This is a genomic window from Candidatus Hodgkinia cicadicola (assembly GCF_002774925.1).
The window spans coordinates 1-1051 of record NZ_NXGO01000055.1 but is presented as its reverse complement, the minus strand read 5'-3'; the positions used below and the strand labels follow the sequence as shown (position 1 = coordinate 1051).

The 1051-nt window shown below is 36.3% G+C and carries 1 protein-coding gene; it reads right to left on the bottom strand.

Annotation, left to right across the window (positions count from 1 at the left end; translation table 4 throughout):
- Positions 1–1041: Hsp70 family protein (locus MAGTDC_RS02605; protein ID WP_278046949.1), on the bottom strand; the 1041-nt coding region annotated here is incomplete at its 3' end.
- Positions 1042–1051: the final 10 nt, after the last annotated feature.

Below are 1051 nucleotides of genomic sequence, written 5' to 3'. Positions count from 1 at the left end.
GTGATTGTTATCTATCCACTGGAGTACTTCGTTACATGCTGAAATTGTGTTTTGCTTTTCTTGTTCTTCAAGTGCCTTACCAGCACCATTCACTGTTTGTTTTACACTGTAAGCATAAGTTTCAAGCTGGTTTTTAGCAATAATTCTTTCCTTTTCTTTGTCATCTTCAGCCTTATATTTTTGTGCATCATTCAACATTCTATCGATATCTGCTTTACTGAGACGACCTTTGTCATTGTTAATAACAATATTTCTTTCTGTTCCAGAACTGTTGTCTTTAGCAGACACATTAAGAATTCCATTTACATTGATGTCAAAAGTGACATTGATCTGAGGTATGCCACGAGGAGCTGGTGGTATTCCGATAAGATCAAATGTTCCGAGGAGATTGTTATCTTTAGTCATAGTACGTTCACCTTCAAAAACTTGAATAGTTACACCTGGCTGATTATCAGAATATGTTGTGAAAACTTTTGTTTGTTTACATGGAATTCTTGTGTTACGATCAATTATGTTAACCATAACTCCGCCAGCAGTTTCTATTCCCAGTGACAATGGAGCAACATCTACTAGCAGTAAATCTTTTATTACAGAACTGCTATCACCACTTAAAATAGCTGCCTGAACTGCTGCACCATAAGCTACAGCTTCATCAGGGTTAATTGAAAAATTTAGTTGTTTACCAGAAAAGAAGTTCTGCAGTAGACTTTGAATCTTTGGTATACGTGTTGAGCCACCAATTAACACCACTTCATCTATCTCGGACTTTTTCATTTTTGCATCATTTAAAGCCTTCTCAACTGGCTCTAACGTGGCACGGAATAAGTCAGAACAGAGTTCTTCAAATCTAGCTCGGGTTATTCTAGTAAAGAAATCCATACCATCAAACAAGGCATCAATTTCAATATTGGCTTGTGTAACAGATGATAAAGTTCGCTTTGCAGTTTCTGCTGCTGTTCTGAGACGCCTTACTGATCTTGGATTGCTTGTTAGATCTTTACGAGTCTTTCTTTTAAATTCTTCTATAAAATGGTTAACCAAAAGGTTATCA